The following is a 622-nucleotide window of genomic DNA, read 5'->3' on the forward strand; positions in this document are numbered from 1 at the left end:
CCCAATGAACCGAGGCGGCACTTCATATAGCTGTTTATTCAGGGTGATCGTGCCATCGGCTTTCACCTTGCGGTGCTCCCGTTTCAGAAACATCGCATCCAGCCAATCGCCATCTTCGATGAACGACACGAGATGCACTTGCGATTGAAACACCTCATGCGGCGTTTTTCCGTCCAGTGAGGCGTGCGGTTTTCGATGATACTCCTCTTCAAGCCACCTCCAAAAGCGCTCGTTCAGCTCTTCGAGTGACTTCGGGGGATCCAACTCCAGCAACGGATAAAACCGCGTCTGTACGGTGCGGAAGAACCGTTCAATTTTCCCTTTGCTTTGCGGGTCATACGGCTGGGTGTGGATGAGTGTAATCCCCATCTCGGCGCACGCATACTGCAGCACCTCGGATCGATAAATTTTCCCGTTGTCCGAGTAAATGCGTTTCGGCTTCCCGCAACGAAGCACCGCTTCCTTTGTGACGATCCGCAGCCCATCAAATTTCTCGGAAGGGAAAAATTGGGCATATGGCACTAACCGCGAGCAGTCATCGATATACGCGATCAAAAACGTTTTCTGGGCTTTCCCATGGACTCGAATCGTGGGTCCATGGGATAAGTCCCCTTGCCATAGT

Annotated in this window: 1 protein-coding gene; it reads right to left on the bottom strand. The window is 52.4% G+C overall.

Features of this window, described 5'->3' with window-relative positions:
- On the bottom strand, positions 1 to 622 hold a 622-nt coding region (locus GZ1_RS17805), incomplete at both ends, for a TnsB C-terminal domain-containing protein (RefSeq protein WP_157074407.1).

This window comes from Geobacillus zalihae NBRC 101842 (assembly GCF_001544135.1).
Lineage (GTDB): Bacteria > Bacillota > Bacilli > Bacillales > Anoxybacillaceae > Geobacillus > Geobacillus zalihae.